25 protein-coding genes are annotated in these 26,576 nt (G+C 62.5%); 13 read left to right on the top strand and 12 right to left on the bottom strand.

Annotated elements, in window-relative coordinates; translation table 11 throughout:
- Positions 1-166 precede the first annotated feature (166 nt).
- Positions 167-1,294: a histidine kinase gene (locus BSZ35_RS07945; protein ID WP_105011934.1), complete on the top strand. Its 1,128-nt coding sequence runs from the start codon at positions 167-169 to the stop codon at positions 1,292-1,294.
- 84 nt (positions 1,295-1,378) lie between these two features.
- Complete coding sequence (locus BSZ35_RS07940; protein ID WP_258096142.1) at positions 1,379-2,128, top strand: LytTR family DNA-binding domain-containing protein; 750 nt, start codon at positions 1,379-1,381, stop codon at positions 2,126-2,128.
- Positions 2,129-2,157: 29 nt separating this feature from the next.
- On the opposite strand, the gene BSZ35_RS07935 is transcribed toward BSZ35_RS07940, so the two are convergent.
- The 8 genes from BSZ35_RS07935 to BSZ35_RS07900 all read right to left on the bottom strand — a co-directional run bounded on the left by BSZ35_RS07935 (position 2,158) and on the right by BSZ35_RS07900 (position 10,752).
- Positions 2,158-2,409: a DUF2892 domain-containing protein gene (locus BSZ35_RS07935; RefSeq protein ID WP_105011933.1), complete on the bottom strand. Its 252-nt coding sequence runs from the start codon at positions 2,407-2,409 to the stop codon at positions 2,158-2,160.
- 268 nt (positions 2,410-2,677) lie between these two features.
- On the bottom strand, positions 2,678-2,986 hold the full coding sequence (locus tag BSZ35_RS07930) for a hypothetical protein (protein WP_258096141.1): 309 nt from the start codon (positions 2,984-2,986) through the stop codon (positions 2,678-2,680).
- Positions 2,987-3,384: 398 nt separating this feature from the next.
- Positions 3,385-6,726 (bottom strand): efflux RND transporter permease subunit, encoded by a 3,342-nt coding sequence (locus BSZ35_RS07925; RefSeq protein ID WP_105011931.1) that lies wholly within the window; start codon positions 6,724-6,726, stop codon positions 3,385-3,387.
- 226 nt (positions 6,727-6,952) lie between these two features.
- The gene (locus BSZ35_RS07920) at positions 6,953-8,062 is read right to left on the bottom strand and encodes an efflux RND transporter periplasmic adaptor subunit (RefSeq protein ID WP_105011930.1); all 1,110 of its coding nucleotides are present in this window, start codon (positions 8,060-8,062) and stop codon (positions 6,953-6,955) included.
- An 84-nt stretch (positions 8,063-8,146) separates the two neighbouring features.
- Positions 8,147-9,553 carry a TolC family protein gene (locus BSZ35_RS07915; RefSeq protein ID WP_105011929.1) on the bottom strand — a complete coding sequence of 469 codons (1,407 nt, stop codon included), beginning with the start codon at positions 9,551-9,553 and terminating at the stop codon, positions 8,147-8,149.
- Between the two features lie 66 nt (positions 9,554-9,619).
- Entirely contained in the window at positions 9,620-9,898 is a 279-nt protein-coding gene (locus BSZ35_RS07910; protein WP_146110033.1) for a hypothetical protein, read from the bottom strand.
- 38 nt (positions 9,899-9,936) lie between these two features.
- A complete protein-coding gene (locus BSZ35_RS07905) occupies positions 9,937-10,494 on the bottom strand; it encodes a TetR/AcrR family transcriptional regulator (protein WP_105011927.1) in 558 nt (185 codons plus the stop codon).
- A gap of 42 nt (positions 10,495-10,536) precedes the next feature.
- Complete coding sequence (locus BSZ35_RS07900) at positions 10,537-10,752, bottom strand: zinc ribbon domain-containing protein (protein ID WP_105011926.1); 216 nt, start codon at positions 10,750-10,752, stop codon at positions 10,537-10,539.
- Between the two features lie 471 nt (positions 10,753-11,223).
- Between BSZ35_RS07900 and BSZ35_RS07895 the strand changes: the two genes are divergently transcribed.
- A complete protein-coding gene (locus tag BSZ35_RS07895) occupies positions 11,224-11,649 on the top strand; it encodes an OsmC family protein (protein ID WP_105011925.1) in 426 nt (141 codons plus the stop codon).
- Between the two features lie 116 nt (positions 11,650-11,765).
- Here BSZ35_RS07895 and BSZ35_RS07890 read toward each other — a convergent pair whose 3' ends face one another.
- Entirely contained in the window at positions 11,766-12,266 is a 501-nt protein-coding gene (locus BSZ35_RS07890) for an Rrf2 family transcriptional regulator (RefSeq protein WP_105011924.1), read from the bottom strand.
- Between the two features lie 320 nt (positions 12,267-12,586).
- Here BSZ35_RS07890 and crtI point away from each other — a divergent pair, with 320 nt between their 5' ends.
- The 4 genes from crtI to BSZ35_RS07870 all read left to right on the top strand — a co-directional run bounded on the left by crtI (position 12,587) and on the right by BSZ35_RS07870 (position 16,801).
- Entirely contained in the window at positions 12,587-14,086 is a 1,500-nt protein-coding gene (gene crtI / locus BSZ35_RS07885; RefSeq protein WP_105011923.1) for a phytoene desaturase family protein, read from the top strand.
- A 14-nt stretch (positions 14,087-14,100) separates the two neighbouring features.
- On the top strand, positions 14,101-15,153 hold the full coding sequence (locus tag BSZ35_RS07880) for a Brp/Blh family beta-carotene 15,15'-dioxygenase (RefSeq protein WP_105011922.1): 1,053 nt from the start codon (positions 14,101-14,103) through the stop codon (positions 15,151-15,153).
- Between the two features lie 160 nt (positions 15,154-15,313).
- Positions 15,314-15,523, top strand: coding sequence for a DUF2892 domain-containing protein (locus tag BSZ35_RS07875; RefSeq protein ID WP_105011921.1), 210 nt, complete (start codon positions 15,314-15,316; stop codon positions 15,521-15,523).
- Between the two features lie 48 nt (positions 15,524-15,571).
- A complete protein-coding gene (locus BSZ35_RS07870; RefSeq protein WP_105011920.1) occupies positions 15,572-16,801 on the top strand; it encodes an FAD-dependent oxidoreductase in 1,230 nt (409 codons plus the stop codon).
- 48 nt (positions 16,802-16,849) lie between these two features.
- Here BSZ35_RS07870 and BSZ35_RS07865 read toward each other — a convergent pair whose 3' ends face one another.
- The gene (locus BSZ35_RS07865) at positions 16,850-17,548 is read right to left on the bottom strand and encodes a hypothetical protein (RefSeq protein ID WP_105011919.1); all 699 of its coding nucleotides are present in this window, start codon (positions 17,546-17,548) and stop codon (positions 16,850-16,852) included.
- Between the two features lie 573 nt (positions 17,549-18,121).
- Here BSZ35_RS07865 and BSZ35_RS07860 point away from each other — a divergent pair.
- Positions 18,122-18,937 carry a hypothetical protein gene (locus tag BSZ35_RS07860; protein ID WP_105011918.1) on the top strand — a complete coding sequence of 272 codons (816 nt, stop codon included), beginning with the start codon at positions 18,122-18,124 and terminating at the stop codon, positions 18,935-18,937.
- Between the two features lie 294 nt (positions 18,938-19,231).
- On the top strand, positions 19,232-19,738 hold the full coding sequence (locus BSZ35_RS07855) for a CBS domain-containing protein (protein ID WP_105011917.1): 507 nt from the start codon (positions 19,232-19,234) through the stop codon (positions 19,736-19,738).
- Positions 19,739-19,746: 8 nt separating this feature from the next.
- On the opposite strand, the gene BSZ35_RS07850 is transcribed toward BSZ35_RS07855, so the two are convergent.
- Complete coding sequence (locus BSZ35_RS07850; RefSeq protein ID WP_105011916.1) at positions 19,747-20,883, bottom strand: THUMP domain-containing protein; 1,137 nt, start codon at positions 20,881-20,883, stop codon at positions 19,747-19,749.
- 259 nt (positions 20,884-21,142) lie between these two features.
- On the opposite strand from BSZ35_RS07850, the gene BSZ35_RS07845 reads away from it, so the two are divergent.
- From BSZ35_RS07845 to BSZ35_RS07835, 3 genes are all read left to right on the top strand, one after another.
- Positions 21,143-22,204, top strand: coding sequence for a hypothetical protein (locus BSZ35_RS07845; RefSeq protein WP_146110032.1), 1,062 nt, complete (start codon positions 21,143-21,145; stop codon positions 22,202-22,204).
- Between the two features lie 169 nt (positions 22,205-22,373).
- Positions 22,374-23,801 (top strand): sodium:solute symporter, encoded by a 1,428-nt coding sequence (locus tag BSZ35_RS07840; RefSeq protein WP_105011914.1) that lies wholly within the window; start codon positions 22,374-22,376, stop codon positions 23,799-23,801.
- Positions 23,802-23,899: 98 nt separating this feature from the next.
- Positions 23,900-24,592: a TenA family protein gene (locus tag BSZ35_RS07835; RefSeq protein ID WP_105011913.1), complete on the top strand. Its 693-nt coding sequence runs from the start codon at positions 23,900-23,902 to the stop codon at positions 24,590-24,592.
- Positions 24,593-24,599: 7 nt separating this feature from the next.
- Here BSZ35_RS07835 and BSZ35_RS19730 read toward each other — a convergent pair whose 3' ends face one another.
- Positions 24,600-25,706: an RDD family protein gene (locus BSZ35_RS19730; protein WP_219846610.1), complete on the bottom strand. Its 1,107-nt coding sequence runs from the start codon at positions 25,704-25,706 to the stop codon at positions 24,600-24,602.
- A 230-nt stretch (positions 25,707-25,936) separates the two neighbouring features.
- Here BSZ35_RS19730 and BSZ35_RS07825 point away from each other — a divergent pair, with 230 nt between their 5' ends.
- Positions 25,937-26,080, top strand: a complete 144-nt coding sequence (locus BSZ35_RS07825; RefSeq protein WP_181149239.1) for a glycoside hydrolase — start codon at positions 25,937-25,939, stop codon at positions 26,078-26,080.
- Positions 26,081-26,576 lie beyond the last annotated feature (496 nt).

The following is a 26,576-nucleotide window of genomic DNA, read 5'->3' as shown; positions in this document are numbered from 1 at the left end:
CGGCTTTTGGAATGATCCTTCGCGTTCCCATGCTGTTGGGGTCGGGGGCGGTAATGTCTCAATTTGTGTTTCCCGAGGGGCGTCGATCGTTGCCCTTGCCGCCGGAACGTTCTGGGGAATCCGGAGGCTGGGCCGGAGGGGCGTAGCTCTACAACATCCGATTAATATGACCACGACTGTTGTGTCTTCGTCTGCGTCGGACACTGAACTTTTGGGCACGGCCTCCAGGCCCCGCATGACCGCAAAGGGGGTTGGGCTGGCCGCTCTCTTCTGGGGACTTCACACGGTCCTCTACGCGCTCATCATCGCACAGGCGGTTCACATTCCGTTTGGGTGGGCCGCTACGGGCCAGTTGATTTCCAACACCTTCCTTGCGGTGTACAGTGTGCCAGTTTGGTGGCTCGCGATTCGTACGATGCGGGGCGTGCACTGGGGATGGGTATTGGCCACCCACGTCCTGGTTGGACCGCTTTATGCCTGGGCCGGAATTGAGAGCTACTTCGGAGTCTATGGGCTGCTGGCTGGGGGCGTGCCGACGGCCTTGGGGAGCCGCTACCTGTGGATCTTCTTCTCGAATCTGACGCTATACATCGTTCAGTTTGCCCTGTATCATCTCGTGCAAAACGTTCAGCGTCTTCGGAGAAAAGAGCAGCAGGCCGCTGAACTGCTGGCCCGTGCTCGAGAGCAGGAACTGGCCGCCCTCAAGGCACAAATCAACCCGCACTTCCTGTTCAACACTCTCAACTCGATTAGTGCAACCCTGGCACGCGACCCTGACCAGGCCCGAGAGATGATTGCGAAACTCGCGGGCATGATGCGCTATGCCCTCGATAGCTCCAGCCGGGATCAGGTGCCGCTCCGGGACGAGGTAGGTTTTGCCCGGAAGTATCTGGACCTGGAGCGCCATCGCTTCTCGGATCGCCTGAAGGCACAGGTGGAGGTGAATGTCGGGCAGAAGGAGCTCGATACGCCCGTTCCGCCCATGGTGCTGCAGCCCCTCGTGGAGAATGCCCTTCGCCACGGCATTGCGCCGAGCGAACGGGGCGGCACGGTGCAGGTGGAGGTGGGGGACGTCAATGACCGGCTCCGGATTCAGGTGACGGACACTGGGGTGGGGGCCGACGGTGTGGATCCTCTTTCCGCCGAGAGCGAGGGGGTGGGGCTCGCCAACACGAGTGCCCGCCTCGAACGCACCTACGGTTCGGATGCCGCCCTCCATACCGCCCCCAACGATCCTTCCGGCTTCACGGTCTGGTTCTCAATCCCGCGAGACGGGAAGGCCTCCGTCCAGTAGTAAAGTGTCTCCACTACCAAGATAGGGAGTAAAGGCGTCTCGACGAGACGTCTCTTTTCCGCTCACCTATAGTTCTCTAATCCCATGATGCAAGCCCTCATCGTCGACGACGAACCCCCGGCCCGAAATCTCCTCCAGGAGTATCTGAGCGAGGTCGACCGAATCGAGGTGATCGGCACGTGCGGCAACGGGCGCGAGGCCATCGAGGCCATCAACGAACAGGGGCCCGACCTCGTCTTCCTCGACGTGCAGATGCCGGGCCTCGACGGCTTCGATGTACTGGAGCAGATCGACGTGCTGACGGACATCATTTTTTCCACCGCCTACGACCAGTATGCCCTTCAGGCCTTCGACGCGGGGGCCATCGACTATCTGCTGAAGCCCTACAGCAAGAACCGCTTCCGGACGGCCGTTGAGCGGGCGTTGGAGCGGTACGAGCAGGAGGATCCCGACTATCCCGACCGGCTTGCGGAGCTGCTTCAGGAGGCCCGCGCTCAGGACAATTCGTCTCCTGAGCGTCTCTACGTCCGCCACGGCGAGAAAATCATTCCTGTGGATCCCGAGGAGATTCAGTGGGTCGAGGCGGCAGGGGACTACTCAAAGCTCCACACGGTGGAGAAGACCTATCTCTCATCGATGGGAATTGGGAAGCTGGAGGAGCGGCTCGACGCCAAGCGGTTTGCGCGGGTGCACCGGTCGCACATCATCGCCTTTCCGGCTGTGGATCACCTGCGGAGTGACGGCTCTGGAGGGTACTGGATCATTCTGAATGACGAAACGAAACTCCGAGTGAGCCGCTCCTATGCCCCCGACATCCGCGACCGTCTCGTGTAACGACGCTCCCAATCGACCGTCGCAGGTACTCACTTGGTTTCTGGAGATCGTTTCCACAACCGATATACAATCTCCGGCGGGCAGAACCCCGTGAACGCGCTTTGCAGAAGGTTTGCCCCGGCAAAGAGCGTCAGCAGATACCACCACTCACTCACAAAGAAGCCGAGTCCGAGTCCCGTGAGCGTCACGGCACCCCCGAGAATGCGAACGAGTTTTTCTTCAGGCGTGGGGACGTGACAGAGTGAGGAAGAACCGGGAGACTCCGTGGTATGTGTCGGCATCGGTAGAACGATGTTGTTGAGGGGGGCTTGAGAAGCTGTTTGGTGGACGCTCTGCGACCTGCTATTTTCGTGGATCTCGTGCACAATGGCTTCTGCATTCACTCGGTCGTTCCACTACAGGCAAGCTAGCTTGCCAGCCTCATTTGGGCGCCATTTTGCAGCTCCGCCCACTGTGTCTCTGAACGGGTGTCGATACAGGCAGAAGACAGAAGGTCGGTGCATTTGTCTCCCTCGACATTCGGAATTCGCACTTCGCAACTCGATATTGTCAAACGGCCTTGTCGACCGGCATCTGGAAGGCCCGGACCGGATGGTCGAGATTATGGGTGTCGTTGTAGTGTTCAATGGCGTCGAGGAGGTCGGCGGCCTGCTCCTCGGCCAGGAAGGCCCAGGTGAGCGTCGAGTAGGCCGGGGACTCCGACCGTCCAAACCACCCGATGGCAGCGGCGGACGGCGTCTGGCTGTGATGGTAGCCTTCGATGTCGAGTTCACTGAAGACCCGGATCGCGTGCTCGCGGTAGATCCGATGGAGGTCGTCGCGGTACGCGTCCAGGCTCATGACGGCTACGAGTTTCATGGGATTGGCAGATTGAGGCATTGGAAAGTTTCGAGATTGGATAAGCAGGAAGCTTGGACACAGTGCGTCGTCACACGACTGACACCTGATTCCAGCCATACCTCTTTGGGATCCATTTCCGCGGCCTTGAAGAAGTCGGCGTCTCGGAGACCCCGAAGCCGGAACGCCCGAAATTCGGTATGTCTGACCGCTCCGGTCGAGGAGCGGGAGTTTACCGAATTTCAGTGGAGAGCGGAGGGGACTCAGCCGATTTCTTCATAGCCTTGACCTTTTCGTCCATTTTGGGTCAAGCCAAAATGGACACTCCACAAAGAAGACAGAAGCCTTCTGCGGTGTCATCGCTGGTTCTATGGATTGAGAGTGTAATCGGAAATAGCCCCGAACTACATTTTGAAGTCTCACGATTGAAGCGGAGTCTCCGGCTCATCCGCGGAGGCCGGGGCGCTGTCCCCGCCCGGCTCGTTGCCCAGATCGCCCGAAGCGGACACAGAACCGTCAGTATCCGTCTCAGCGAGCGCCGAGTCCGCCAGTCGCTTCTCGATCATGAAGTAGATGAGCGGTACGATCAGGAGCGTAAGCGCCGTGGAGGCAATGGCCCCGCCCATCAGTGAGATCGCCAGGCCCTGGAAGACCGGGTCGAAGAGGATCACGAACGCCCCGATCACGACCGTTCCGGCCGTCAGCAGAATGGGGCGGGTCCGTACAGCCCCGGCCTCGATCACGGACTGCCGAAGCGACACGCCGTCCTCCCGCCGCAGGTTCACGAAGTCGATCAGTAAGACCGAGTTGCGCACCATAATCCCCGCTAAGGCAATGAATCCGATCATGGACGTGGCGGTGAAGAAGGCGCCCAGGATCCAGTGCCCGAGCACGATGCCGATCAGCGAAAGCGGAATCGCGACCATCATCACCAGCGGCACCGTCAGGTCCTGAAACCACCCCACGATGAGGATATAGATGATCAACAGCACGACGGCGAAGGCAATGCCGAGGTCGCGGAAGACCTTGTAGGTGATCCGCCACTCGCCGTCCCACTTCAGAGAGTAGCTGTCGCTTACGAACGGTTGGTCAGTGTACAACTGCGAGAAGCCGTAGCCCTTGGGGACCTCGATCTGGTCGAGGCGTTCCTGCATGTCGAGCATGGCGTAGACCGGGCTCTCAATCGCACCCGCCACGTCGCCCATCACGTAGATCACGCGCTGCTGGTTTTTCCGGTCGATGTGCTTGTCGCGCACCGTCTCGTTGATCGTGACGAGGTCCGCGACCGGAATCATCGACCCGCTCTGCGACTGCACGCGCAGGTTCTTGAGGTCGGCGAGGCTGGAGCGGTCCGATTGGCCGAGGCGCATGTTCACGCTTACCGGCTCGCGCTCGTCGGGCAGGTGCATCTGCGTGACGTCCTGGCCACCCAGGGCCATCCGCATCGTTTGGGTGATGCGCGCGGTGGTGACGCCCGCCCGCATGGCTTTCTCCTTATTCACCGAGAACGTGTACTTGGTCTGGTCGTCCTCGACGCGCCAGTCTACATCCACAACGCCGTCGGTTTCCGCGAACACCTGCTTCACCTGTCGCGCCACCTCGCGCTGCTGGTCGAGGCTCGGGCCGTAGATCTCCGCGACGAGGGTGGCGCGGACGGGCGGTCCCGGCGGCACCTCCGCCACCTTTACGTTGGCGTCGTACTGTTTGCCGATCTCTTGGAGCGGCCCGCGCATTCGCTTGGCGATGGCGTGGCTTTGCTCCTCGCGATGGTGCTCGGCCTGCAGATTGACCTGAATGTCGCCCTGATACGGGGCCCGGCGCATGTCGTAGTGGCGTACGAGCCCGTTCAGGTTGACGGGCGCTGCGTCGCCGGCGTACGTCTGCACGTCGGTCACCTCCGGCTGGTCGGTGAGGTAGGTGCTCATTTCGCGCAGCACGGCGTCGGTGCGCTCCAGGGGCGTGCCCTCCGGCATGTCCACGACCACCTGGAACTCGTCCTTGTCGTCGTAGGGCAGCATCTTCACCGTCACGACGCGGAAGTAGAAGAGCGAGAGGGAGCCGAGCAGCAGGACGCCCGTGGCGCCGATGAATGTCCACCGCTTCCACGAGCTGTTGAGCAGCGGCTCGATGGTGGCCGCGTACGCTCGGTAAATGAGCGTGTCCTCCAACTCGTAGTCCGATTCTTCGTCCTCCTCTTGGTCCTCGCTCCCGCCCGCGATGAGTCGGAAGGCGAGGTACGGCGTGATGACGAGCGCCACGATCAGCGAGAACGTCATGGCCATCGACGCCCCAATCGGCATTGGGCTCATGTACGGCCCCATCAAGCCCGAGACGAAGGCCATCGGCAGGACGGCGGCGATGACGGTGAGCGTCGCCAGGATCGTGGGGTTGCCCACCTCGTTGATCGCGTTGATTGCCGCCTGTAGCTTCGGCAGTCGCTTCATCTTGAAGTGCCGCTCCATGTTCTCCGCGACGATGATCGAGTCGTCGACCACGATGCCCGTCACGAAGATGAGGGCAAACAGCGTGATGCGGTTCAGCGTGTAGCCGAAGAAGTAGTAGACGAAGAGCGTAAGCGCAAAACTAATGGGCACCGACAGGAAGACGACGAGGCCGCCGCGCCAGCCCATGGCCAGGGAGACGATGAGTGTCACCGCGCCGATGGCCACGAGCAGGTGCAGCAACAGCTCGGTCACCTTGTTCGACGCGCTCTTGCCGTAGTTGCGGGTAGTGCTGACGGACACCTCGTTCGGGACGAGCGTCGCCTCCAGCGCGTCCACTTTTTGGAGGGCGCGCTCGGCAATGGTCATCGCGTCCTGCCCGCTTCGCTTCGCCACGGCAATGGTGACGGCGGGTTGCAGGCCGCTGGTGTTCTGCACGGCAATCGCGCTGTCGCCGGAGGCGGGGTGGCCCTCGCCGTAGGCGAAGCTCACGTACTTCTCCGGTTCGCCCGGCCCGTCGGTCACGTCGGCCACCTGCTTCAGGTAAATGGGACTGCCCTGGTGCACGCCTACGACGAGGTCCTGCACGTCCTCCGCAGAGCCGAGGAAGTCACCGGTCTCCACCATGTAGGAGGTATCGCCGCTCTGGAACGTCCCGGCGTCCATCTGCTGATTGGAGGCCGTCAGCTGGCGGGCGATGGCGGGCGGGTCGAGGTTGTAGGCGGCCAGGCGGTTTGGGTCCAGCCGCACGCGCACCGACCGCTTGCGCCCCCCGTGTACGCTCACGTCGGCCACCCCGTCGATCTTCTTGAGGTCCATCGCCATCTCGCTGCCGATCCGACGCAACTGGTAGTCGTCGTAGTTCGGATCGTCGCTGTGAAGGGTGAGCGCCAGCACGGGCACGTCGTCGACGGCCCGGGATTTAATGAGCGGCATGCTCGCGCCCTCGGGCATCTGGTCCATGTGCTTCAGCATCTCCTCGTAGAGCTTCACCATGCTCTGCTCCGAGGAAGCGCCCACGTAGTAGCGGGCCGATACGAGCGCGCGGCCCGGCATGGACGTGGAGTAGACGTACTCGATGCCGTCGATATTGGAGATGAGTCGTTCGAGCGGCTCGGCCACGCGGCGCTCCACCTCCTGCGGGGTGGCACCGGGATACTGGACGACGACGTCTGCCATGGGGACCTCAATCTGCGGGTCCTCCTCCTTGGGCGTCAGCCACGCGCTGTAGAGGCCGATGCCGAGAAAGGCGGCCATCAGCAGCGGCGTGAGTTTGCTGTTGATGAATCCGCGGGCGATGGTTCCTGCGATGCCTGACATAAGGCAATTTCGAGTTTGGAGTGTCGAGTGTCGAAGTCGGAGCGGGGGGCGTATCCCCTTCGTCGCTCCTGGAAATCCGGTAATGTTTTGAGTTTGACCGAAGCTGGACTTTTTACTCCCTGGAGGGATTGGCATCCTCTACGTAGCGCCGTTGGACTCCAACGGCGCCCCGAATGAAATGAGGAAGTGCTTCTCAAAGTGCGCTACAAGGAGACAAGACATCCGCTCAGCGCTCGCCGAGCATGCGGGCGGTGGCTTCCACCGGCTGCCCGTCTAGCAGGCGTTGTCGGCCGTCGAGGACGTAGGTTTCGCCGTCGCGCAGGCCGGAGAGGATTTCGATGCGGTCTCCGTATTCCTTTCCGAGGCGCACCCAGCGGAGCAGCACGGTGCTGTCCTTCACGGCGTAGAGGCCGTTCAACTGCCCGCGCTGCACGACGGCCTGCCGGGGCACGGTGACGGCAGTGGTCGGGGCGCCGGGGAAGAGGACCTGGGCGTACATGCCCGACTTGATCGACGGGTCGTCGCTGCGCTCCAGGCGCACCTGCACGGTGAACTGGCGACTGGCGACGTTGCCCGACGGGTTGACCTGGCTCACCACCCCGGTCCGCTGCACGTTGCCCGCGGCGCCCACTTCCACAGTCACCGAGTCGCCGACCGTGAACCGGTTGATGTCGGACGACGGCACCTGGACGACCGCCTTCAGATCGTCGAGCGTCTCAACGACGAGGAGGGGCTGGCCCGGCGCGGCGAGGGCGCCTTCTTCGCTGCGCTTCTCTACCACGTAGCCGTCGATGGGGGCGCGGACGGTGGCGTAGTCGAGCGTGTCCTCGATCTCGTCGAGCTGACTCTCCAGTGCCTCTGCGCGGGCCTGGGCTCGCTCATAGGCCGTCTTGGCGTCGTCGAACTCTTTTTGCGTGGCGCTGTCCTTCTCGCGGAGGGCCTTCATGCGCTCAAAGTTTACCTTTGCGTTGTCAAGGGCGGCCCGGGCCTCCTGCAGCCGCGCCTGAATTTGTCGCTTTTGTGCCTCCACGTTCTGGCTGCGCACGCGCACCAGTACTTCTCCCGCCGACACGCGGTCGCCCTCCTCCACGTCCAGCTGCGTGACCGTGCCCATCATCTTCGTGGAAAGCGGGACGCGGCGGGTGCCCTGGATGGTGCCGCTGTAGCGAAACGTGCGGGTGACCGTCGTGGCCTGGGCCGTGGCCGTCTCGACGGCGACCGGTGCCTGCTCCGACGGGGCGGACGGCTCCTCCGAGCCGCTGCAAGCCGTGAGGCCCGCCACGGTGACGGCAGTGAGCAAGAGGGCGGCGATGGTAGAGCGAGATCGAAGTTGCATGAGTCTGTAGGAAGCTATAGTTGGGGAGGGAGACAATGAGGGCCAGAGGCGATCCAATGCTGGGGACTTTGCGGCTCTCGCTTCTCACCTCTCGGCTGTCAAGTCGCGTTCGGTGAGCATTTCGAGGCGGTAGACGGCCACGTTGTGGTCGTAAAGGGCCTTCAGGTACGCCAGGCGCCGTTCCGCGAGGGTGGCCTCGGCCTGCAGAAGATCCGTCGTGCGGGCCATTCCCTCACCGTAGCGGTCCGAGCGAATGCGCAGGCTTTCCTCGGCCTGCGCCACGGCCCGCCGGGCCTGGTCGATGCGCTCGCGGGCGGCCTCGATGTCGCGCCGGGTGGACGAGATTTCCACTTCGTTCTGGAGGGAGTGCTGCTGGAGGGTAATCTCGGCGCGCTGGAGCTCGGCCTCGGCCTGCTGCGCCTCGCCAATCTGCTGATAGCCTTCGAAGACACTCCAGGAGAGGGAGACACCGGCGGTCCAGCTTTGTCCTTTCGTCTCGAACGGCGCATCGTCATACCAGCCGGTCGTGCCCTGCGCGTTGAGGGTGGGCACGAACGCGAGCCAGCGCGAACGAACCTTCTCGCGGGCGGCGTCGGCCTGGGAGCGAAGGGCCTGCATGTCCGATCGTCGCCGGTTGATCTCCGGCACCGAAATCGATTCGACTGACGCCCGTTCAAGGGCCAGCGAGTCGGTCGGCATAATGTCGACATTCTCCTCGATGCCGATGAGAAAGCGGAGCCGGTCCGCGGCCGTGCGGCGCGCGGCCATCGCGTCGGTGCGCTCACTCTCCAGCTCCGAGACGCGCACCTCGGCGGCCAGCTGGTCGGCCCGGGTGATGATGCCTTCCTCGTAGAGGGCCTGCGCCTGATCCCGGTTGGTGCGGGCCGCTTCGAGGGCCGACTCGATCACTTCCACGCGGCGCTCGGCCAGCAGCAGGCCGTAGTAGCCCTTCTTCACCTGAAACGTGACCATTGATCGCGTCCACTCCCCTTGTTTGGCCGCAGCGTCAGCGGCGTCGGCGGCCGCCCGACGCTCAAAGATGCCGTCGAGGTTCAGAAGCGGCTGGCGCACCTCAATCTGCGTGGCGAAGTGGTCAACGCGGTCGGGGGTGTTGAGCGCGTCGACCGCGAAGTCCTGCTGGGTGAAGCGTTCCTGCTTGAGTGTGAAGCCGAAGGCGTTTACCGGATCGGTGGAGGCAAAGCCCTGCTCCGAGAGGGTCACCTGCGGCAGGAAGACGCCGAGCGACTGCCGCTTGCGCGCCCGAGCGGCGCGGTGGGAGGCCTCTGCCGATCGCACCGAGAAGCTCTCACTGCGGGCGCGGGACAGGGCCTCGTCCACCGTCAGCCGGAGGGACTGGGCATTGTCGTCGGGCGCCTGGGCCTGTCCCAGGATGGGGACCGCGCCGAAGAGCCCGAATACGAGGAGCCACGCCACAAGGTGTGCCTGAAGATCGGTTATGAGTGAACGCTCGCTCACGTCAGGTGTGTACATTTGAAGCAAGAAGGAGTCGAGTGATGAGAGGAACTGTTTTCCCGTTTCTGATAACGTACGGGAGGCCTATAAGTCGAGGGTACGAAGTTCGGTCAGGGCCGCAGTCATCAGATGGTGCTTCCAGTTGGCGTCTGTGGAGGAGCGGGATGCCGAATGCCGGACGGCAGCCCGAAGGGAAGCACGCCCCACAGTACGCTCCACGAGGTGTCCCACGACGTGCGTGCACCGCGCCTCTGCGCAGAGATCGAGGCGCTGCGCAGAGGCCTCCAGCGAGGACATCCGCCGTTCGAAGAAGCGACGGAGGAGCCGAACAGTTTGGGGGCGATCTCTGCTATCGTTCCGCATAGGGGACGCTGGTTTGTGGCTTAGTAGGAGGAGGGAGCTCAGTCTCGTACCAGACGAAGCGCGGCCTCGATGGTCTGATCAACGGCGTCCTGCCGCTTCATGGCAAGGTGATCGGACTTCAAAAACAGGACCGTGCGCTGCACCATCGAGAGAATCCAGCCCGCTGCCAGGGAGGGGGCCGCCGGTCGAAAGGTGCCTTCCTCCATGCCCTCCTCGAGGGTGGTTACAAAGAGGCGCATCGGGGGCGGCAATGCGCCGCGATGTTTCTGATGTCCGTTGTTGGAGCGGGCGGAGAGCAGGTACGTGCAGGAGGTCGGCTGGTCGGAAAAAAAGTCGAACACGCCGCGGATCAGGGCCACGAGCCGTTCATCGGGCGTGTCGGCATCCCCGCTTCGCTCCGTCAGCCGGTTATGAAGTTGGGTGGCGCAGCGGTTGTAGAGCCACTCGGCCAAGTCATCCTTTCCGTCGAAGTGGCGGTACAACGTGCCTTCGGCCGCACCCGCTCGCTCCGCAATTTCGCGGGTGGTAGTGGCCTGGATGCCCTTGTGGGCGAAGAGCTCCAGGGCGGCGTCGCAGATGGCGTCTTTCTTCGTCATGGCTGAGGGAAGAATCGGGGCAGTTGGCGGCGAGGATTATCGTTACAGGCCGCAGAGGGGACCGGAGCAAGTGGGGGCGCTTCCGGCGTTTTCTGCACCGGATGAGTCAGCGGAGTCGGTAATGACCCCAGGACGTCCCGTGATGATGCGCTCAACCGACTGGCCGGTCTCGGGGCATTTCTCCAAAGGATCCTCCGTGATTCGCTGTTGCGTTTCGAACGTCGTGCCGTCTTCTCGGCGGTACGCGTACGTAGGCATGGGAAGAATAAGGCAGTGAAGAATAGAGCAATCGTTGCCATGTGCGCTCACGACGCTACTGGGAATAGCTCTCCGGTTGTGAGTGAGCGCTCATTCACATGCATGCTAGCCGTACTGACGGCATAGGTTCTTCGGTTTGCGGGAATTTCACGGGATACCGGGTTCGGCTCGTTTTTTTGGTCCGAAGGATGTTCCCCGGGGGCGCTTCTTTTTGGTAAAGGCGTCTCGTCCGACGAACGCGTTTCGCAGGAGCGGACGGCATGTCGGGAAGGCTGAGCGTGAAGGGCGGGAAAACGAAAAAAGAAAAGCACATGTTTTTGTCCGAAAAAGAGAACTTCCACCCATGCTGGGCAAATACACACCCATCGACCGTGGACGGCCCATGTTCTCTGCGCGAGATCTGTGATTTCGAAAGCAGAGAAGGGGCGTCCAGGGGGTTCTTGCTCTATTGAATTCACGCTCCCCGTTCCGATGAAGGCGACGTCTGAACACACTTCTGGTGATTACCAGTCGGTTGTAAGCAATGGTCGCACCCATGGTCTCGTGCTCGATCTGCCCCCGCGCCAAGACGGCGATGACCTCGGCCCTACGGCGCTGGAGCTGACCGGCATGTCGCTGGCCGGTTGCATCTCGACGATCTGGGCAAAGGTCGCGGGCAATTCTGGCGTATCCTACCGAAAGATCGAAGTGGACATGACACTGGAAAAAGATCGGGGGACGATCAGCACCCTAGAGGCGACCGTGCGGGTGGACAGTGACGAAGACATCGGGACGCTGGAGCGTGTCCTCGACAAGACGATGCGCACCTGTCCGGTGGGCCGCCTTTTCGAACAGGCAGATGTCGAGATCAACACCACCCTCACCAAAGCGTCGCTGATGGCCAACGGGTCGTCCTAACGCCCCCGACCCCGCAATTTCCGCGATTGGATACCCGACACGAGGCCCCGCTGCGACAATAGCAGTGGGGCATTTGCATTGCAGATCCTGACTCTGTGGGTTTCGCTTTCCTCGTTTCACGGGGACGTGTCGTCAGCGAGATCGCTGTCCGCTCCTACGAACGGGGTGAGGCGCACGTTCGGCACCTCCGCGAGCGTTGTATTCCGGAAGGTGGACCGCATTCGTTCGCGTTCCTCCGTCCAGTGCTCGTGAAGCGGACAAGGCTCGGCCTCTCCACAGCCCGGAAGCCCGAGCACACACTCCTCGAACAGATCGTCGCCGTCGATCGCGACCACGATGTCGTAGAGAGCAATCTCCGTCGGCGCCCGTGTGAGCGCAATTCCTCCGCCGCGCCCGCGCTTCGAGGTAAGAAGGCCTGCATCGTTTAACTGCTGGCAGACCTTCGTCAGGTAGGAGAGTCCGATGCTGAGCTCTTCCCCGATGGTCTCGATGGAGATGTAGGTGTGGACCGGAGCGGACGGGCGACCGGAGCCTGAGGAGGACGTGTCCGGGTCGGTCCGCGAGCTCAGGTAGAGCATGGCGCGCAGCCCGTACTCGCAGCTCTTCGAGAGGAGCATGAACGATGACGGTGAGGTGCGTGTCTGACGGATCGTGATTGATTGCTCCACCGACCTCTCGTTGCAGCGTTCCGTTCCCAGCCGATGGGACGTGAGGAGGTCGCTCGTGCGGACCCGCCATGCCTCACGCGACGCGTTCGTAACGGTCACGAAATATCGCCGTCGAAATAAAGCAAAAGAAGATGTTTTTATCCAGAATGAACAACGAGAGCCAAGGGACTTGTGGTACAATATACCGCAGATCGTCCCGGCCGGGCCGGACTCGCGTCGGGGGGATACGACACTGCTCATCCCGCTTGTACACTGTTTGAGGAGGACCCATGACGGTTGACACGTCCGTTGCCATTCTTGGGGGCGGCATTGGGGGGCTTTCGGCGGCCTGCTACCTGGCCGACGCCGGGGTGGACGTCACTCTGCTTGAACAACACGATCGCCTTGGAGGTGTGGCCGGCACCATCACCATCGACGGGTTTCGGTTCGATGCGGGGCCGTCCTGGTACCTGATGCCGGACGTGTTTGAGCGGTTTTTTGGTCAGTTCGGGACGTCGGTCGAGGCGGCGTACGACCTCGAACGCCTCGATCCCAGCTACCGGATTTTGTGGAAGGACGGCGACCAGTTGGACGTGCCCGCCGACCCGGAGGCGCTGGCCCCGAAACTGAACGCGTACGAGGAAGGGGCGGCCGAGGCCTTCCGGGCGTACCTGGACCACGCCGAGTGGGTGCACGACCTGGCGATGGAGCGCTTCGTGTATCCCTACCGGTCGGGCCTGCGCGACTGGCTCGATCCCGACGTGCTGCGCTCGGGACAGGCCCTGCCCCTCCTTAAGTCCATGGACCGCCACGTGCGGCACTACGTGGAGCATCCGAAGCTGCGTCAACTGCTGGAGTACAAGCTGGTGTTTCTCGGCGGGTCGCCCTACAACACGCCTGCCCTCTACACGCTGATGGGGCACGTCGACTTCAACCAGGGCGTCTATCACCCCGTGGGCGGCATGCAGGCCCTGGTCGACGCGCTGGCCGATCGGGCCCGGCACTTGGGCGCAACCATCGAGACCGGCACGCGGGTGACCGGGGTAAATGCGCGGCGGGACGGCGTTCGCCTCTCGACCGCAACCGGAGAGCGGACGGCACGCCGCGTGGTGGCCAACGCGAGTCCTGCTCACGTGGAGCAGAATCTCCTTCCTGCTTCCCAACGCGACCACGACGACAGCTACTGGGAGAATCGCACGTTCGGGCCGTCGGCCTACCTGCTGTACCTCGGCGTGGAGGGGGACGTGGACCCTCTGCGGCACCACACCCTCATCCTCCCTACGAATTGGGACCCTCACTTCAAGAAGGTTTTTGACGAGCCGGCCTGGCCCACTGACCCGGCCTACTACGTCCACGTGCCCTCGCGCACCGACCCCTCGTTTGCGCCGGAGGGACACCACTCGGTCTTCGTGCTGGTGCCCATCGCTCCCGGCCTTAAGGATGGAGACGCCCGCCGGGCGTGGATGCGCGACAAGGTGCTTGACGACCTTGCCCGGCGCGGCGCCGATTTGCGAGGCCGCATCACGGTGGAGCAGGACGCCTGCGTGAGCGAGTTTGCCACCCGCTACGGCCGACCGAACGGAACTGCGCTCGGCCTTGCCCACACGCTCCGACAGACCGGCCCGTTGCGACCGTCTCATCGGGCCGCCAATGCCCCCGGTCTCTACTACGTTGGGGGCGATACCACGCCCGGCGTCGGCGTTCCCATCTGCCTCATCAGCGGCGAGCACGCCGCGACGGCCGTCATGCGGGACTGGCCTTCACAATCCTCGTCCGACCTGCCAAACTAACGCGTCCCTTCGATATGTCCGCAGTGTCGACTGTTTCTTCCGTCACGTCTCCCACGCGTCAGGCCCCGGCGCACTCGCCCGCAACGTGGGCCATGTGGGCATCGCGCTTCACCCTGGGGGCTCTGGCGCTTGGGGGAATTGTCATTGCACTCCTGGACGTCTCGTTGTCCATGACGGCCCAGATGATTGGATATCTCATCGGCATGGTGGCCCTCAACCTGCCCCACGGCGGCTACGAGCACTTCGAGAACCTGCGCAACCGGCGCGTCTCGTTCAGCCTGCGCTACATTGTGCTGTATCTCGTGCTTCTCGGGGGCTTCGTGGGGCTCTTCTTCGTCGCGCCGGTCCCCGCTCTCGCTCTGGCCTTCAGCACTGCCGTGGTGAAGGGGGGACACGGCGGGCTCAAAGTGATGGATGCCCTCTGTGGGACCGATCACCTGACAACCCCGTGGCAGCGCGGCCTTGCGATCGTCGTGCGAGGGGGCGCCATCATGCTGGTGCCGCTGCTGGCGTGGCCGGGCGTGTACATCTCCTTCTCCACCTACATGGCGCAAATCTTCGGGGCACAGCCGCCGCTGCCTTTGGCCACGCATCTGCCCGAGATTCAGGCCACGGTAGGAACGGTGTACGGACTGGCCCTTGTGGGTCACCTGGGCGGCGGACTCTACATGAGCGGCCTGTCAGTGTCGTGGCTCACCGATCTTGCCGAGACGATCCTCCTGGTCACGTACTTTACGTTCGTTCCCATGATGCTGGCGGTGGGCCTATATTTTCCGCTCTGGTACTCGCTGCGCCAGACGGCCCGCGCCACCGCGACGGCCGACGCTGAGCCGGCCCCCGACCGCTTGTCGCTCCCCCTTACCTGGGCCGCAATGGTGCTGGGCGCTCTGGTCACTTTCAGCCTCATGGCCGCGTTTTATCTGCTCGTGCCGAACCCGCTCGGCAACGCAGGACTCCTGGCCGGAAGTGTGGCCTTCTATACCATCTTCGTTTGTCTCTTGGCGCTTCCCCACATCATCGTCGGCGACTGGCTGGATCGTGACCGCGGCATCTGGTACGTTCCGTAGCGGGATCGGCAGCACTGAGGACTTGGAAGAGGCTGTCTTGAATCCGCGTCCATAGAAAAGGGATACTGTTTGTGTTTACATGTAGAAACAAAAAGGATGGCGGCGGATTCGAGCACGTCGATTACACGATTCTCCGTGTTTCAACCCAACCCTCTTTGCCATGACGCAAAACATGGGGACGATTGATCGAAGCCTTCGCGCCGTAATTGCTCTCGCGGTGGGGGCGCTTTACGTGACCGGACAGATTGGAGGCCTCACGGCCGCCGTGCTTGGGGTGTTCGCCGCCGTCTTTCTGGGGACGAGCGTTGTCGGTACCTGTCCGCTTTACCGTCCCTTTGGGCTGTCAACCTGTCGCACGTCCACGTCGTAGGAGGTTCTCGCACATCGTCGGTGCCCTTCAAAAACGGTTTGATGTCGAATGGCTCGTTCTCCTCATCTCGTACTTCTGGGCGGGGGACACGCCATGTTGCCGAGCCTTCGCCACGCCCAGGAGTGGACGGATGCGGGCATCGAGGTGACGCTCATCGATCCTCAGCGGTGGCTGTACTATTCGGGCATGGTCCCCGAGTACCTCGGCGGCGTCTACGACGTTGAGGACATCCGTATCGACCTTGCCCGTCTTGCCCGTGAGGGCGGCGTGCGCTTCGTACAGGAGAGCGCCACGGCCCTCGATCCGGAGCGTCGGACTGTCACGACGGAAAGCGGGACGGAATATTCGTTCGACGTGTTGGGGACGGACGTAGGGGGCGTCAACCCGGCGGTACCGGAGGCCGCGGTTGCTACCAAGCCGATCTACCGGATCCGGGCCGTGGAACCCCACATCCAGAAGGTGCTACGCACGCCGTCGTCTCGTCTTCGCCTCGTGATCGTAGGGGGAGGGGCGGCGGGCACTGAGGTGGCACTCAACGTGACTGGGCGTTTTCAGGGGGCGGGTCGCACCGAGGATCTCGACCTGACGCTCGTGGAGCAGAGCGAGCATCTTCTTCCGGCCTTTCCCGCGGGCATGCGTCGCCACGCAGCTCATCTACTGCGGGGGCGGGGCGCCACGATTCGGACGGGCACGTCCGTCACGTCGGTTGAGGCGCAGGAGGAGGGGGCCGTCGTTCGGGTGTCGAACACGAGGGGAACGTCCGAAGATCTATCAGCAGAGGCCGTGCTCTGGGCGACGGGCACGGTAGGGCCTGCGCTCTTTCGGAAGGCCGGTCTCTCGACGGACGACCGCGGCTTCTTGCATGTCACGTCGCGCCTCCGCACCCCCTCCCACCCTCGCATCTTTGCCGCAGGGGATTGTGCTACCATTCCTGAGCTTGAGTTGGCCAAGGTGGGAGTCCATGCCGTGAAACAGGGACCCGACCTGCGTACGAATCTCGACCGTACATTACGGGGCCTCATCGAAGAGAATGCCCTTCCGGTTGAAGAGGAGTTGGTACGCTTTCGGTCGTATCCCGTGGCTCCGCTCATCCTCTCGACGGGTACGCGGGAGGGAATCTGGACCGCAGGCCCGCTGTGGGCGTCCCATTCGATGCTGCTTCGTCTCAAGCACTGGATCGACCGGCGGTGGATCCAGACCTACGTGCCGGATCGATGGGGCACGGCCTCCTGGCGTACGTTGTTGGGAGCGGAGTCCGCAGAGGATCCCCTTCGGTGATCCCCCGAAGGAGCCGAACAGAAGAGACGGCTGCCGGAATGGCTGGCACTACGGGGAGGGAGTCGCAGCGCTGCGGCTTTGGTGGACGAGCGCGAGGTAGCACTCCGATCCGAAGTAACTGAGCCACCCTGCAATTCCAAGCAACTTAAAGCCGTCTTCCAGTAGGTACTGTATCCCCTGCGGTGTTGTGAGAAAAGACAGCACCGCCTTATCGTGCAGTAGGTCAAGCCCTACCGATCCGGCGAGAAATACAATGCTCAGAACGAGCAGCGGGTAATTGCTCCGCAAAATACAATCTCGGTAGTACAGAACGAATGCTAATGCCAAAGCCCCGTAGCTGGCCAACACAACGTCGCTGGGCACAGCGAGATGCAAAGGGGCAATCTCCTCGTGGATGAGAAAAAAGTCATCGAGCAGTAGTACAGAGGTGACGAGGCCGCCCCCCAGTAAAAATGATGTTCTCCTTGATCCTGCAGACGTTTTGTACAATACGGCCGATGTGAGGAGACACATCGCGGCTGTGGTACACCAAAGAAGAACGCCGATTTTGGAGATGGATCCGACATAAAACGGGGCACCGATAACCGCCGTCGTATCACGCGTGAAATGTCCAAGAGGGATGTCTTTCACGTAAGAAATTACGCCCGTCAGTAAGAGGAGTGTAAAAAATGAAAAGTAAAAGAGGGCAAGGGTAGAGAAAGAGAATACTCCAAAACTGGGAGATTTTTTAATATCTACATTTCTCATAATATAACTTGTTTATTAGGTATATGAAAAATGTAAATATCGATTCCACATCGAGGTTTGAGGCAATCAAGACGGAAATGTCGTGGGATAAGGGGCGACAGTCATCCGGTGTGGCATTTCATGCCGGTCGTTTCGTCCGGATCGGGAACGATCAAGTGCACATCGATCCTCAAGGTTTGGTATCAGGAGGGAGTAGATACGAGTGCGAGACAAGTGGCGACATGGAAAAATGTATCAAAGTGTCGTCCGGCGCATTATGGAGGTGTGGTTTACTCGGATTCGGTTCTACGCGCTGATTCATTTCATCCAAACCCCCGTTCTTTTCTGCTTGCGGGCCATATCCATTCAACGCCCATGCCCGGTACAGAAATCGGGGGCTGTGATTCTCGCAGTCCCGACGTGGAGGCCGTCGGACGCGCGGGGTGGGGGCGCAATTGTGATCAAGCCGGTTTCTTCGAATTGGTTTGTATTCTGCGATTCCGACATTCGGGGACGTTGTATGATCTTTGACCTTCATTCTTATCTTACCTACATATAGATCCTCGTCTTTTCCGTAGAAACCGTTTCTTCTCCATGTCGCGAGCACGTACGGTCGCATCCATTCTTTTCGCATTCGTTCTCACCGGTGGTTTGGCCGCAACCCTGTCAGGATGTTTTCTGGCGCAGGAGGCGGCGGAACGCACTGTGGGCGCCGCCGCGGAGCAAGCCGGGGAGGAGGTCGGGAGATCGATCGGACAGCAGATTGCCACCTCCGCCAATCTACCTGCGTCCGGGACGACGCAGTGGAATCAGTTTATGGCGTCTCAGGCGCAGGTTTTCTTCAATTATGCCTTTGCAGCCAATGGCATGTGGCCGGCCGAGGCGGAATACGAAGAGGGCGAGTGGGTCCAGTATCGGGTTCAAACCGCTGAAGGAGGAGAGGCCGGCATTCAGACGCTGCGGCGGGCCTTTTTGAAGACAACGGAGGACGGGAACCAGTGGTGGCGGGTGGAGGCCCAGCAGGGAGAGGATACCTGGGTGTATGAGGCGCTCCTGGATCCGGAGAAGGGAGAGGCGCTCCGTCTCCGCTCAAAAGACCCGAAAGGCAATGTGGGGGAAGTGCCGGTCACCGAACGAACCGTGTACCAGTCTCCTCAACGCCTCACGGAAGAAAGCATTGAGGGGGCCACCGTGGGAGAGGAGCAAATCGATACGCCCGCGGGGACCTTTACGGCTGAGAAGGTCGAGTACAAGGGAGGAATGGGAGGGAGCACCACCACCTGGTTTCTTTCAGAGCAGGTGCCCGGACACGTCGTCCAATACCGGGTAGAGGGCACTCAGAACAACGCCTGGGTGAGCACCCTTGCGGAGTACGGAAGCGACGCTACAACGACGCTCAATTCATACTAAGTAACTTCAATCGAGAACCTGGGGATTGGCGCTTAGAAAGCCGACTCACAATGTCTGCCAGAGCCGATTTTGAACAGGGCAACATCCAACTCCATGATTGAAGTTACTTAGCACCGAACCCAGGGGAGCGGCTTTGGGATTTCGTTCCCACCGCCGGGTTCCAGGGAGAGGGGGAATGGTCCGTACGTGGGGGACGCCCGGGCGCAACCGTTCGGGCTTTACTGTCGTCGGCGGTGGACGGGAGACTCGTATCCTGTGTATGGCTCGTCCCTGTTCACCCGTTCCGTATCTGCCATGGCTACAATCCCCACTGCCCGCGATTTGATGACCAAGCGCGTCCGGGCCGCGCGGCCCGATTGGTCGTTGCGGGAGCTTGCCTCCTTCTTTACTGAACACGCCATTTCAGGAGCGCCCGTCGTATCCGACTACGGAACCGCGATCGGGGTCGTCTCCCTCACCGACATTGCACATCACGACAGCGAAGCGGAGGCGGCGTCCGATGCGGAAGAGGCGCCGGCCTACTTCCTTGGAGAAGGAGGAGCCGCGGAGAAAGAAGACTCCCTCGAACAGCTGCGCAGCCGTCCGCAAACGACGGTGAAAGACATCATGATGCCCGCTGTGTTCACCGTGGAGGAGGATGTGACCATCCGAGAGGTTGCCGACCGGATGGTTCGAGGGCAACTGCATCGGCTGCTCGTCGTCCGGGCCGGCACGAAGCGCGACATTGTTGGGATCGTCTCCACGATCGACCTGCTGACGTGGATCCGAGATCAGGATGCTCTCTTTTCGGGCTCCGCGTGAAGAGGGCGCTAGCGGCCCAGGACAAAGACCCGCGGATACAGTCCGCCGATTTCGAGGACGCGCACGTGGCGGACGTCGAAGCACTCTGTGTCTCGCAGTGCTTTGTTGAAGGGGGCTTGGCGCAGGACGAGCATCACGACGCGGCCGCCGGGGCGCAGCACCTCATGGAATTGCTGAAGGACGCGGCGGTAGAAGGGGCGAAAATCCATGCTGCTGGCAAGGCGCACCCCGAACGGCGGATTGGTCACGATGAGGTCGGCCTGCCGGTCGCCCATCGTTTCGGCGAGATACCACACGTCGCGGTTGTGGAGCGTGACCCGATCGGTCATTTCTTGTGCCTCCGCATTCTCGCGGGCGCCGGCCATCGTTTCCTCGTTCCAGTCGTTTCCGACGAGGAGGGCATCGGGCCAGAGCGCGCCGGCCTCCCAAAGAATTGTGCCGGAGCCGCAGAACGGGTCGAGCACACGGTCGGGGGGACCTGCCTCGGAAGCGCCGTCGTCGAGGTGGGAGAGGCGGAGCAGAGCGTAGGCGACGTTGGGTTTGAGGGCCGCGCGGGGCTGAAAGAGACGGGCCTGACGGCGGCTGAGGGCCTCACGGGTGTGTTGGACGCTTACGAGACACCGATCGTCGTGCACGTCCACCCGCACCTCCACGTCGTACTCCTCCAGGTCCACCGTCGTCCCGTAGTGGGCCTCCAGTCCGGCGCCTGCCTCCCGCTGCACATCGATGCTGGTGAAGTCGTGCTCGCCTCGTCGGACAGTGGTCACCCGAAACGTCCCCGCCGTTTCCATCGGCGCCACGTCGAGCGTCTCGACCGTCGTCCGGATCGTGCGGAGGGCCGCCTCATCATCGTCGGGCAGGGCAAAGGTGTAAAGGGGTGCCAGAACGTGGTGCACCGACTTCATCTTGCGGGCGAGGTCGAGGGCCAGTTCGGGAGGGGCCTCGACCTCGATCCGGGCGTAGCTGCGCAGGTCGAACGGCGCGTCGTCGGCGGTGGGAACGGCAATGCCCGCAGCGGTCGCCCGCTCTCGGTACTCGTCGATCACCACGTCCTCCAGCCCCATGTTCGTGGTGAAGAGCAGCGGTGTCCGCTCGGGAGAGCGAAGGGAGGTGACGGAAGCGCGAGCAGCGTCGGGAGCGGCCATTCAGGCGAGAGTAGATTGGGGGAAGGGAGAAAATTTGGGGTGAAGGATGCACGACCGACCTGCTGAGATGGACGGGTGAACGGAAGCGGTGTTCGATTGAGCGATGAGGGGCTCGCAAGTGGAGGTGGACACGCGTCTATTCCGCCCCGTGTGCGCCACCTCCAAAAGTTGGATACAATTTAGCCGAAGCAAAGAAACGGAGGGGAGGGCGAGCCGTGCAGGTGAAGAACTCGATATCCTCGTTGCAATGCCGTTTTTCATGCACGTCGTCACCGCTCGTGGATTTGTTCGGGGTCTGCTTCTCTCGGGGTTGCTAATTCTGTCGGGCTGCCTGCCCTACAGTTGCCGCCGGGACGCCAACGAGGCCCTTTTTCCCTCTGATTCCCTCTCGCGCCGCGTGGCTCAGAACGCACCGGCCGATACACTTCAGCGGATTGGCGTCACCACAGGCACGAAGGCGCATCCGCTTGCGTACCCGCGGACCGTCCGATTTGTGGACGGGGGAGCCGTGGCTGTGAGCGATGCTCAGCGCAACAGCCTCTTTCGGTTTGACACCACTGGCGGTTTTCAGCGGGAGCTTCGCGACGAGGCCTTCGCGGTGCCGTATCTGATTGGGCACCGGCAGGATACCCTCGTTGTGTTTAACGCGGAGGCCGATCGGATCGATTTTGTGACGAACGGGCGTCGGCTGCCGGATCGCGCTGTTTCCTACGAGCGGCCGGCGCGGGAGACCCTCGTGTATCTGCTTGCCACCGACAGGCGCCTTTATGCGAAAGTGGTGGGACAGGAATTCGGCGCGCACGTCTCGCGGCTTGACTCCTCCGGAGCGGTGGTGGCGCAGACCGATCTCGGCGGGCCGTACTGGCGGCGGGCCGGCTTCCTGCGGGCCTGGGGCGATTCGCTCGTAAGCCTTTCGGGCTACCGTCCCGTCGTGCACACGCTCCCCAGGTCCTTCGCCGACGGGGCGACTCCGGATAGTCTCGCGTTGATGGGCTTCGATTCGCCCATGCTGGAGCGCAGCTTTGCGTACGCTACAGGGGATGTGGACAAGCCTCCCCTCCTGTCTGCCTCTGCCGCGGCCCTTGAGGATCGCCTCTTCGTACTCAACCTGCGCCCGGGCTGGGTTCAGATCGACGTATACGACCGCAGCGGACAACTCCAGCGCCGCCTGGTCGAGCGTCACAGTGAGGGGGATCGAAACTTTTATCCGGTCGATCTCGATGCGCAACGGGTCGACGGCGGCATCCAGTTTGCCGTGGGGGTCCGTTCCCCGACGCCCCAGCTTGAGGTCTTCTACTGGAAGCCGACGGCGCGCCGCTGATTTCCGTGTTTTCGATTCATACGGGTGGAGGGCATTCCGTGCGGTGGGACGGGGACAGGACCCGCTCCTCCATTTTTGTTCACACTTCGTCAGAAAAGGGAGGCGACGGGACGAGCCTTCGCACTCGGTCGCTTCCTATCTCGTCTCTACCAGTCTCGTTTCGGCTCCTATGATTTTCGCTCTGCTTGCCTGCGCGGCGCTGTTTACGATTGCCGGGGTCGGGTATGCGCTCTGGAGGACCGGGGGGCAGAGCGTGGAGGCGTACGTAGCGGCGCGGGGGCAATTTGGGAGAGGGGCTCTGACGGCGACCCTGTTCGCCTCGGCGATGGGCTCGTGGATTCTGTTTGGGCCACCGGAGGCAGCAACGTGGGGCGGCCTGCCGGCAATCGTGGGCTATGCGCTCGGCTCGGCCCTGCCGCCGCTCTGCTACATTCCACTCGGACGCCGCCTCCGGACCCTGATGCCGGAGGGGCACGCCCTCACAGAGTACGTGCGGCACCGCTACGGACGAGCCATGCACGTCTTTACGCTTACGATCATGGTCTTTTACCTCTTTATTGCCCTGACGGCTCAGGTGACGGGGATGGCGTTCATCCTTCAACTCGTGGCCGACGTACCGCTGTGGATTACGGCAGCGGTTGTGCTGGGGGCAACGATCGCGTACACGGCCCTTGGAGGGCTTCGCGCCTCGATTTTCACCGACGGCGTGCAGGCGCTGCTCCTGCTGCCGTTGTTGGCGGCGGGGACGGTCGTGGCGGTGTACACCGTGGGCGGCACGGCGCCGCTGACGGAGAGGGTGGCCGCGCGGGCGCCGGACCTGCTTCACTGGACGCACGGGCCGGGCGTGCAGGGCGGGCTGGCGCTCGTCATCGGCATTGGGGCGGCCAGTCTGTTCAATCAGGGGACGTGGCAGCGCGTCTACGCGGCGGAGAGTGAGAAGGCGTTGCGCACAAGCTTTGCCACGGTCGCCGGAGCGATGGGGCTCACTGTGGTGGGGACGGGTCTGCTCGGGCTCGCGGCGGTAGGGGCGGATGCCGCCGATCCCCCGTCGACTGCCCTCTTCGGGCTGCTACTCGACGCCGCGCCGCCCGGCGTCGGTCTCGGCCTCGTCCTCCTTGGCCTCACGCTCGTCATGAGTAGCGCCGATACGGTTCTGAACGCCCTCGCAAGCCTCGTGGTCGTCGATCTGCGACAGGCGCTGCCGAGCCTTTCTGCCAATATACTCTTGCGAGTCGCCCGCTGGACGACGGTCGGACTTGCAGTGCCCGTCTTTGTCATCGCGTCGCAGGGCTACAGCGTGCTTTACCTTTTTCTGGTGGCCGACCTCGTGTGTGCGGCTGCACTCGTGCCGGTATTCGGCGGTCTCGTTAGTGCCCGTCTCACGAACCGGGGGGCGCTCGTTGGAACCGCCGCCGGCCTTGTGGGGGGAGGAGCGCTGTTTCCGGCGCCCGGGGCCACACAGCCCGCTCTTCTGCCTGCGTTTGTCGCAGCGTTACTCGTGCCCGCCGTGGTTGCTGTGCCGATGTCTGCCGTTTCCAACAAGTCTCCGTTCGATTTTGCATCTCTGCGGCGCGAGGTGACGGCGATTGAGGAGTGATTGCGTATTGTGGGTGTCGTATTGCGCGCGGGGAGTCGAAATCTGCAATCCGCGCGCTCGATTCCATCAATGTTGTTTTGTAAACGACGACTTCTTCCATGTCCAACGACCGTCCCTTTTCCCAGCGCTGCCGAGACCGCGCCGCCGACGTTTGGGACGCCTCACACGATCACCCGTTTGTCCGTGCTCTGGTGAACGGTTCGCTCGATCCGGAGCGATTCAAGTGCTACCAGATGCAAGATGCGCGCTACCTGGAGGCCATCGCCGATGCATTCGTGCAGATTGGCACTCGCTGCCCGAATCCCGAGGACAAGCTTTGGTTTGTCGAGGCGGCCGAGCGGGCATTGCAAACCGAGCGCTCGCTTCACCTGCACTACGGCGATCGGCTCGGCTACGGCCCGGAGGACCTTCGGACGTTGACATTGACCCCGACCAATCGGGCGTATCAGAATCACATGCTGGAGCGGACGCAGCGAGGGACGCGTCTGGCGGCCCTTGCAGCCGTGGCGCCCTGTCCCTGGCTTTACCGCGACCTCGGGGCCCGGATCTGGAACGAGCTGGGCGGCGCGGTCGACGACGATCACCCGTACGCCGACTGGATTCGCCGATACGCTGACCCCGCTCCGGACGAGTCGATGGACATTGACGAACTGACCGGCCGGCTCGACCAGTGGGCGCAGGGCGTGGGCCCGGCGGCGCGCGAGCGTGCCCTCACCACCTTCGCGACGAGTGCTCGTTACGAGTGGATGTTCTGGGAGCAGGCGTGGACGCAGCAGGAGTGGCCGGTGTGAGGCACTGTCACTGAGATCCGCGTTCGGAAGAAGAGGTGGACCGGGTGCGAATGACGACCGTTCGGGCCACGCGGTCGTGGATGCCCTGGCGGTTTGGGTCCCAGTAGAGCTGGATGAATCCGAGCAGGCCGGTGGCAATGCCGGCCGCGTACCCTCCAAATCGCTCGAAGGCCTGCCATAGCGTGAGAGGCTCCCCACCCAACCGTACCACGCGGATGCCGAAGAGGTACTTGCCGGGCGTACGTCCGTCCCACCAGGCAAGAAAGAGTGTGAAGTAGAGCCCGATCCACCCAATGGTGAGCCCAAGGTCGTTGGCCGTGGCCCGGGTCATGCGCCAAAGGCTTGGCTCGTTGATCTGCTCCTGAAGTTCCTCCATCTCGTCCACCAGCTCCCCATTTCGCGTCTGTAGGGTGTGGACGTTTTCTTTGAGAGCGGCAAGACGATGCCCCGCCACGAGCGACTGAACGGGGGCCGTCAGCGTGTCGAGGGCAGCCGAGTCGCGTTCCGCGATGGCTTGGGCGTAGTGCTGAAGGAGGTTGGCGGCCCGGTTGGGACGCTCCGTGTCGGGCGGCAGGGACGACTCCTGGGGCGGATGAGGGGAGTCGAGGTCTTCGGTCTGTTGAAGAACGTGGAGCGGGGCGGAGTCCGGGGGAGCAGGGGCCATCGAATCGGCGCTCGGTACATCCAACTCAGTTTGCTCGGACGTCTCGGACTGGATGCCCGGAATCAAGGCCGTGAGGCTGGGGCCCGTCGGTCCCCATTGGTGAGCATCCTGGACGAGCGCAATCGAGAGGACGAAGAGCACGGTGGCTCCGATGAGGACGAGACACCCCCGTGTCCATCGCTTCCACCGAGACGCAATCCCACGACGCGTGGCCACCCGGTAAAAGACATAGGCCACGACTATGCCGACCAGTCCACCAGCTACATTGCCGATGAACCCCGCAATTGCGAGGTCGGCCAGCAGGGCCCCCAGTCGCTGCCACGGTTCGGCCAGTGGGGTGTTGAGGAGCTCCTCGTCGACCTCGAAGGCGTGAGGCGTTACGATGTCCCGCGGATCAAAGTCGGACGCGCCCATGGCGTGCCCCTGTGCGTCGGAGATTGAGTCGGACATAGAAGGAGAGCAAGGCAGTGCGAAAGGGAAGAAGCCGTTGGGTCACTGGGAACGAGACCAGCACCGGAGGGGGACGAGAGCATTCCCGGCGTGCACGTCCCCGTTTTGGGGGGAGGCCAAGGTACATGTTCTCGGTCATGTATGTCTAGTTCGATCTCTCACGTGCTGACAAACCAGTCCCTGATTTGCGGACGGGATCTGAGCAGGGCCCCGGCGCTCTACGGGCCCCCGTGCTCCACATAGACGTGACGGTGGCAAATGCGTCGTCGTGGCCGTGGGGGCTGGGCGTGAGCCCGGACGACTACAAAGATGGGCTGGTCTACATCGACAAAAACCAGAGCACCAGCATCATCTACGATTCCAGGCTGCTGTGAGGGCTGGACAATTCCAGTCACTTCCTGCAACCGCGGGTCATGTGCCTCGCCGTTCAGCGCTCCGATGAGGCCACGCCCGAGCAGGCGGCTCAGGGCCGGATGGTATCGGTCTGCCGGGCGGCCGAGTGGAGACGGCGGTTCTTGTCGCGGTCAACCAGGAGCGGGAGAGGCGAACGTTCCGCGTACAAATGGACGACCACGATACAGAATCGGAATGGACGCCCTACGTCATCTCGTCTTCGCACGACCGAGCGCCGGGGAGACACAGAGCGACTCGCTGTTGGTCCCGGCGCGGGCCATCGTAACGTTCGTAGAGGCGGAATAGGGACGCAGCCTCTTCCGTTTTGGTTGGGGCATCTCAGTATGTGGACATACCAATACCCGAACCCGCCACAATCTGAATTTGTGGGAGCCTGGGGGGAGTGTCGGTCTGGCCGTCGTAGGTCGAAGGGAAGAGCCGTCCCAGGATGGCTTCTGAACCCTGGGTACGCCAGAC

The organism is Salinibacter sp. 10B, from assembly GCF_002954405.1.
Taxonomy (GTDB): Bacteria; Bacteroidota; Rhodothermia; order Rhodothermales; family Salinibacteraceae; genus Salinibacter.
Note: the sequence above shows the minus strand (reverse complement) of the source record. Positions and strands in the feature narration are given on the sequence as shown.